Origin of the sequence: Caldimonas sp. (assembly GCF_046289365.1) — a bacterium.
GTDB lineage: Bacteria > Pseudomonadota > Gammaproteobacteria > Burkholderiales > Burkholderiaceae_C > Caldimonas.
Genome location: NZ_JBKBVU010000180.1, coordinates 1 through 6,368, shown reverse-complemented (window position 1 = coordinate 6,368; position 6,368 = coordinate 1). Strand labels below are relative to the sequence as shown.

Below are 6,368 nucleotides of genomic sequence, written 5' to 3'. Positions count from 1 at the left end.
GTCACGGGCGCCATGGGGCATTGGGTGGACACGGCGGTGATCCTGGCGGTTGTGTTCATCAATGCCGCGATCGGCTTCATCCAGGAAGGCAAGGCCGAGCGGGCGCTGCAAGCCATCCGCCACCTGCTGGCGCCGCACGCCATGGTGGTTCGCGATGGCCATGCCCACGATGTCGATGCGGCCGAACTGGTGCCCGGTGACGTGGTGCTGCTGGCCAGCGGCGATCGGCTGCCGGCGGATGTGCGGCTGCTGCAGGCGCGCAACCTGCGTATCGATGAGGCGATGCTCACCGGCGAGTCGGTGCCGGTGGACAAGCATGCCGACCCGGTGGAGCGTTCAGCGGCCCTTGGTGACCGCTTCAACATGGGCTATGCGGGCACGCTCGTGACGCAGGGCCAGGCGCGTGCCGTGGTGGTGGCCACCGGGGCACACACCGAGATCGGCCGTATCGGCCGCATGCTCGAGACGGTGGAAGAGAGCACCACGCCCCTGTTGCGCAAGATGGCCACCTTCGGACGATGGCTGACGCTGGCCGTCCTCGCGGCCGCTGGTGTGCTTTTCGTGTTCGGCCTCGCCGTGCGAGGTGGTTCGGTGGAGGCGATGTTCATGGCCGCGGTGGGTCTGGCCGTGGCAGCCATTCCCGAAGGCCTGCCGGCGGTGATGACCATCACGCTGGCCCTGGGGGTGCAGCGCATGGCGGCACGCCACGCCGTGATCCGGCGCCTCCCGGCCGTGGAGACGCTGGGGTCGGTGACAGTGATCTGCTCGGACAAGACCGGCACGCTCACGCGCAACGAGATGACGGTGCAGCAGGTGGTGCTGCGCGAGGCGGTGCTGGCGGTGGAAGGCGCCGGCTATGCGCCTGAGGGCGCCTGGCGGGTGCAGGGGCAGCCCATCGACACGGCCCGTCTGGCCTCGCAGTGGCCGGTGGCTCATCGACTGGCGCTGGCCGGTGCCTTGTGCAACGACGCCAGCCTGCGCCGGGAGTCAGGCGAATGGCGGCTGGCCGGCGATCCGACCGAAGGGGCCTTGCTCACGTTGGCGATGAAGGCCGGTCTGGACCCGGGCGGGCTGCGACAGCAGCACCCACGGCTCGATGCCATTCCCTTCGAGTCCGAACACCGCTACATGGCCACGCTGCACCCGGACGATGCCGGTGGCCGCTTCGTGGTAGTCAAAGGCGCGCCGGAGCGAGTGCTCGCGATGTGCTCCCACGAGGCGGGTGCGCAGGCCGCGCCACAAACCCTGGACGCCGCCTGGTGGCAGGCTCGCATCGACGAGCAGGCCCGCGAAGGCCGCCGCGTGCTGGCCCTGGCCTGGCGGGCGCTGCCTGCGGCGCATGGCCGGCTCGAAGTGGCCGATGTCGAGCAGGGTCTGACGCTGCTGGGCCTGGTGGCCATCATCGATCCGCCGCGCGAGGAGGCCATTGCTGCGGTGGCCCAATGCCGGCAGGCGGGCATCCGCGTGAAGATGATCACCGGGGACCACGGCGTCACGGCCAGCGCCATCGCGGGGCAGCTCGGCCTCGGCGATGGCCTGGAGGCGATGACCGGCCCAGAGATCGAGGCGCTCGATGACGACGCCTTGCGCGAGGCGGTGCGCCGCACCGACGTCTTTGCCCGTGCCAGCCCCGAGCACAAGTTGCGTTTGGTGCGCGCGCTGCAGGCCAATGGCGAGATCGTCGCGATGACGGGCGACGGCGTGAACGATGCGCCGGCGCTGAAGCAGGCGGACGTGGGCGTGGCCATGGGCCGCAAGGGCACCGAGGCGGCCAAGCAGGCCGGCGCGATGGTGCTGGCCGACGACAACTTTGCCTCCATCGTGCACGCGGTGGAGGAGGGGCGCACCGTCTACGACAACCTGCGCAAGACGGTGACCTTCCTGCTGCCCATCAATGGCGGCGAGTCGCTCACGCTGCTGGTGGCGGTGCTGCTGGGCGTGTCGCTGCCCATCCTGCCGGCGCAGATCCTGTGGGTGAACATGGTGAGCTCCATCGCGCTGGCGATGGTGCTGGCCTTCGAGCCGCGCGAGGCCGACGTGATGCGACGCCCGCCGCGCGCGCCCGACGAGCCCTTGCTGTCACGCTTCGTGGTCTGGCGCATCGCGCTGGTGTCCACGCTCTTCCTCACGGGCATCTTTGGCATGTATGAGTGGTCGCTGTCCCGGGGACACAGCGTGGAGACCGCCCGCACCGTCGCGGTGAACACCCTGGTGGTGATGGAGGTCTTCTACCTCTTCAGCGTGCGTTACCTGAAGGCCCCGTCCTTCACCTGGCAGGGCGTGCAGGGCACGCCCCGTGTGCTGATGGCGGTGGGCGGCGTGGTGCTGCTGCAGATGGCCTTCACCTATGCACCGTGGATGCAGGCGCTGTTCCAGACCGAGGGCCTGAGTGTGATCCAGGGCCTGCAGGTGATCGGCGCGGGGGTGGCTGTGCTTGTGCTGCTGGAACTGGAGAAATTCGTGGTGCGGCGCTTGAAGCTCGCCTGAGCGCTGCCAACAGACAAACGGCCCCCGAAGGGGCCGTTGTGTGCAAAGGGTGGGGCCAGGTCAGGCGTATTCGGCCAGGGCCTTGCGCATCTTCTTCATGGCGGCCACCTCGATCTGGCGGATGCGTTCGGCGCTCACACCGTACTCGGCCGCCAGTTCGTGCAGCGTCATGCCGCCGCTGCCGTTGTCGTTCACCTTGAGCCAGCGTTCCTCGACGATGCGGCGGCTGCGTTCGTCCAGCGTGTCCAGCGCCCGGGCGATGCCATCGGTGGCCAGCACGTCGCGGTGCTGGGCCTCGATCACACGGGTGGGTTCGCGGCTTTCGTCGGCCAGGTAGGCGATGGGCGCGTAGCTTTCCTCGCCATCGTCGATGGTGGGCTCCAGGGCCACGTCGCCGCCGGACAGGCGGGTCTCCATCTCGATGACGTCCTCACGCTTGACCTTGAGCTCGCGGGCCACGGTGTCGATCTCGCGGTCGGTGAGCGTGCTGCGATGGAGTTCGCCCGCATCGGCGTCATCCTTGAGGCTTTGCTTCATCGAGCGCAGGTTGAAGAACAGCTTGCGCTGGGCCTTGGTGGTGGCCACCTTGACCATGCGCCAGTTCCTCAGGATGAACTCATGGATCTCGGCCTTGATCCAGTGCAGGGCATAGCTGACCAGGCGCACGCCCTGGTCGGGGTCGAAGCGCTTGACGGCCTTCATCAGGCCCACATTGCCTTCCTGGATCAGGTCGCCATGGGGCAGGCCGTAGCCCAGATACTGGCGCGAGACGGACACCACCAGACGCAGGTGCGAGAGCACCAGCTTCCCGGCGGCTTCCAGGTCGTGATGGTCGCGCCAGCGACGGGCCAGCGTGGTCTCTTCCTCCTGCGTCAGCAGCGGCAGACGGTTGACGGCCGTGATGTAAGCGTCCAGATTGCCCAGCGAAGGCACCAGGGCCCAGGGATCCCGGACGGTCAGGGCAGCGGTCGAGGTGTTCATGGTCGTCATAGACATCCCGAACCTCCTTTTAGTTCCTCCAATATTAGCACTCGAACGAAGAGAGTGCTAAATCCCCCACGGGGAAACCCTAAGTCGTAGAAATAGGCAATCGCTTCAGTCTGGGTTTTTGGGGAGATCGAAGGCCTGGGCGAGCAGGGCGTAGGAATGCCGGCGCACGGCCGGGTCGTGAGCCCAGGTGTTGATGACCAGCTCGTCGAGCTCCAGTTCGTCGGCCAGGCGTCGCAGCTGCTCGGCCACCGTGGCGGCGCTGCCGACGAAAGCCTTGCGGCGCAGGGCGTCCACCGTGGGCCATTCCTCGGGTGTGAAACCGCGTTCGGCGATCTGGGCGGGCGCCTGCAGTGGGCCCAGGCGGCCCCGCATCCGGTCTACCCGCCAGCGCTCGCGGCTCAGGGCGTGGTGGCGGGCTTCTTCGTCGGTGTCGGCGGCCAGGGCCCAGACGCAGATGGTGGCCTGGGGCTTGGGATGGCGCTCGCTGGGGCGGTAAAGGCTGCGGTAGAGGTCCAGCGCCTGCTCCACGCCCTGGCCGTCCATGAAGAAGTAGGCAAAGGCATAGGGCAGGCCCAGGTGGGCCGCCAGCCGGGCGCCATAGTCCGAGCTGCCCAGCACCCACACCGTGGGGATGCGCGCCCAGGGGGCGTCGGGGGAGGGGGCCGGGCCGCGGGGGTGGGCAACGATGCCTTGGTGCGCCTGCCCGCTCAGCCAGGCCTGCAGGTCCTGGATCTGCTCGGGGAAGCGTTCGGCCGCCGCATAGGCATTGGGGTTGAGAGCCATGGCGGTGCGCATGTCGGCACCGGGTGCGCGGCCCACACCCAGGTCGATGCGGCCCGGGGCCAGGGCCTCGAGCACGCGGAACTGCTCGGCTACCTTCAGCGCTGCGTAGTGGGGCAGCATGACCCCGGCGCTGCCCAGGCGGATGCGCCGGGTGCGTGCGGCGATGGCCGCCAGCAGGATCTCGGGGGCGGTGCCCACGATGGTGGGCAGGCTGTGGTGCTCGCTCACCCAGAAGCGGTGATAGCCCAGGGCTTCGCAGTGGACGGCCAGGTCGAGCGTGTCGCGGATGGCAGCGTCCTCGCTGGAGCCCGCCAGCGAGATCGATTGGTCGAGGACGGACAGCTTCATGGGGGCATTGTCGGCAGGATGGACCGAACCTGCCGGCGGCAGGGTCAGACGGCGGACAAGACCTTCACATGGCCAACGGTGCCGTAGGCCAGCAGTTTGTCGTCGGCCGTGACCAGGGTGGCGCCAAGATGGCGAGCGGTGGCGACGATGATCCGGTCGGCCGGGTCGCCATGGGGGTCGCCGGGCAGGCGCGAACTGGCCACGGCGATCGCCGGCTCCAGCGGGGCGAGCCGCAGGCCGGGCAGGGCCAGCACCAGCCCCATCCATTCCTGCGCGTCCTGGGTCAGCGCCAGACGGTTCTTGCCCACCAGCATGCCGATCTCCCAAGGAGTGATGGCGCTGACCCAGACCTCGTTGCGCTGTGCGGCCTCTTCGATGCGCTGGCGGGCGGGCAGGGACAGACGGGTGTCGCCCGCCACCAGCCACACCAGCACATGGGTGTCGAGCAGGACGGCGCCGGCCATGCTGCCGATCACCGAGCGGCCTCCCAGGCTTCGTCCACCGGGGCGATCAGGTCCTGCTGGGCGAGCACACTGCCTTGCAGCGCGCCGAAGAGCGGGCGTTCGGCCGGGACCGGGACGAGCTGCGCCACCGGGCGGCCGCGCTTGGTGATGGTCAGCGGTGCGTGGGAGGCCGCCACTTCGTCCAGCAGTTGCAGGCAATGCGCCTTGAATTCACCAGCAGGGATGGTGGAGGCAGGCATTTGAAAATATCCATGGTCATGAACTATGGTCATATTTTCCATGAGCCGATCTGAAGGTGCAAGGAACGCGGAAAAAGCCATGGCCGACCGCCAGGATGGGTGAACGCATGGGTCATGGATCTGTGATCATATACTGTGTTTTTATCCAGTTATTGACCACACCATGCATCCGCTGTCCTTGCCCTCCGGGGTGGCTGCCGCCGTCTGGCAGGGCGATGCTTTGCCGGGTGCCGGCGAGGCCCCGGCGTGCCCCACCGGCTTTGCCGCGCTGGATGCCTTGCTGCCCGGTGGGGGCTGGCCTTGCCAGGGCCTGAGCGAGATCTTGCTGCCGGCCTGGGGGCTGGCGGAATGCCGGCTGACGGCACCGGCCTTGTCGCGAGTCTTGGCGCGAGGCGGGGAAGGACAAGCCGTGCTCTTCATCGGCCCGCCCGAGCCGCCCCATCTGCCCGGCTGGCGCGCGGCGGGGCTCACGGCCGCCTCGATGGTCTGGGTGGACACGGCCCGGCCCGAACAACGCCTGTGGGCGGCCGAACAGGCGCTGCACTGCGCCCAGGTGGCGGCCGTGCTGCTGTGGTTGCCCCCCGGGCGGGGGCAGGCGGCGGGGCTGCGGCGGCTGCAGGTGCACAGCCTGCAGGGGCGGCGGCCGGTGTTCGTGTTCCGGCCGCTGGCGGCGCAGGCCGAGTCTTCGCCGGCCCCCCTGCGCCTGGCCCTGGAAGCCAGCCGGCCCTTGACCCTGGTGCTGCGCCTGCTCAAGCGCCGAGGGCCGGCGCATGAGTCGCTGATCGAATTGCCCGCCGGGCCTGAGGGCCTGGGCGAGGTGCTGGCCCACAAGCTGGCGGCTCGTGCCGCGTCACCTGCCATGGCTTCGGAGGTGTCCGATGTCTCCCCATCCCTGCTGGCTCGCCCTGTGCCCCGGCCTGGCTTGCACGTCGTCGCCGTCTGAGGGTTGGGCTGAGCCGCTGGCTGCGGTCTCTGCCCCGGCCATTGGGTGGTGGGAGCTGGAATTTACCCCCCCGGGTTGCCGACCCGACGAAGAGGGGCGGATGGGAATAGGTTG

The 6,368-nt window shown here is 69.0% G+C and carries 6 protein-coding genes; 2 read left to right on the top strand and 4 right to left on the bottom strand.

Annotation, left to right across the window (positions count from 1 at the left end; translation table 11 throughout):
• Positions 1–2,487: cation-transporting P-type ATPase (locus ACK42S_RS14510; RefSeq protein WP_409708987.1), on the top strand; the 2,487-nt coding region annotated here is incomplete at its 5' end.
• Between the two features lie 60 nt (positions 2,488–2,547).
• On the opposite strand, the gene rpoH is transcribed toward ACK42S_RS14510, so the two are convergent.
• The 4 genes from rpoH to ACK42S_RS14490 all read right to left on the bottom strand — a co-directional run bounded on the left by rpoH (position 2,548) and on the right by ACK42S_RS14490 (position 5,311).
• A complete protein-coding gene (gene rpoH, locus ACK42S_RS14505; protein ID WP_409708989.1) occupies positions 2,548–3,477 on the bottom strand; it encodes an RNA polymerase sigma factor RpoH in 930 nt (309 codons plus the stop codon).
• Between the two features lie 105 nt (positions 3,478–3,582).
• Complete coding sequence (locus ACK42S_RS14500; protein ID WP_409708984.1) at positions 3,583–4,608, bottom strand: LLM class flavin-dependent oxidoreductase; 1,026 nt, start codon at positions 4,606–4,608, stop codon at positions 3,583–3,585.
• 44 nt (positions 4,609–4,652) lie between these two features.
• Positions 4,653–5,072, bottom strand: a complete 420-nt coding sequence (locus ACK42S_RS14495) for a type II toxin-antitoxin system VapC family toxin (RefSeq protein WP_409708980.1) — start codon at positions 5,070–5,072, stop codon at positions 4,653–4,655.
• Positions 5,073–5,080: 8 nt separating this feature from the next.
• Complete coding sequence (locus ACK42S_RS14490) at positions 5,081–5,311, bottom strand: type II toxin-antitoxin system Phd/YefM family antitoxin (RefSeq protein WP_409708977.1); 231 nt, start codon at positions 5,309–5,311, stop codon at positions 5,081–5,083.
• Positions 5,312–5,474: 163 nt separating this feature from the next.
• Here ACK42S_RS14490 and imuA point away from each other — a divergent pair, with 163 nt between their 5' ends.
• Complete coding sequence (imuA, locus tag ACK42S_RS14485; RefSeq protein ID WP_409708974.1) at positions 5,475–6,254, top strand: translesion DNA synthesis-associated protein ImuA; 780 nt, start codon at positions 5,475–5,477, stop codon at positions 6,252–6,254.
• Positions 6,255–6,368: the final 114 nt, after the last annotated feature.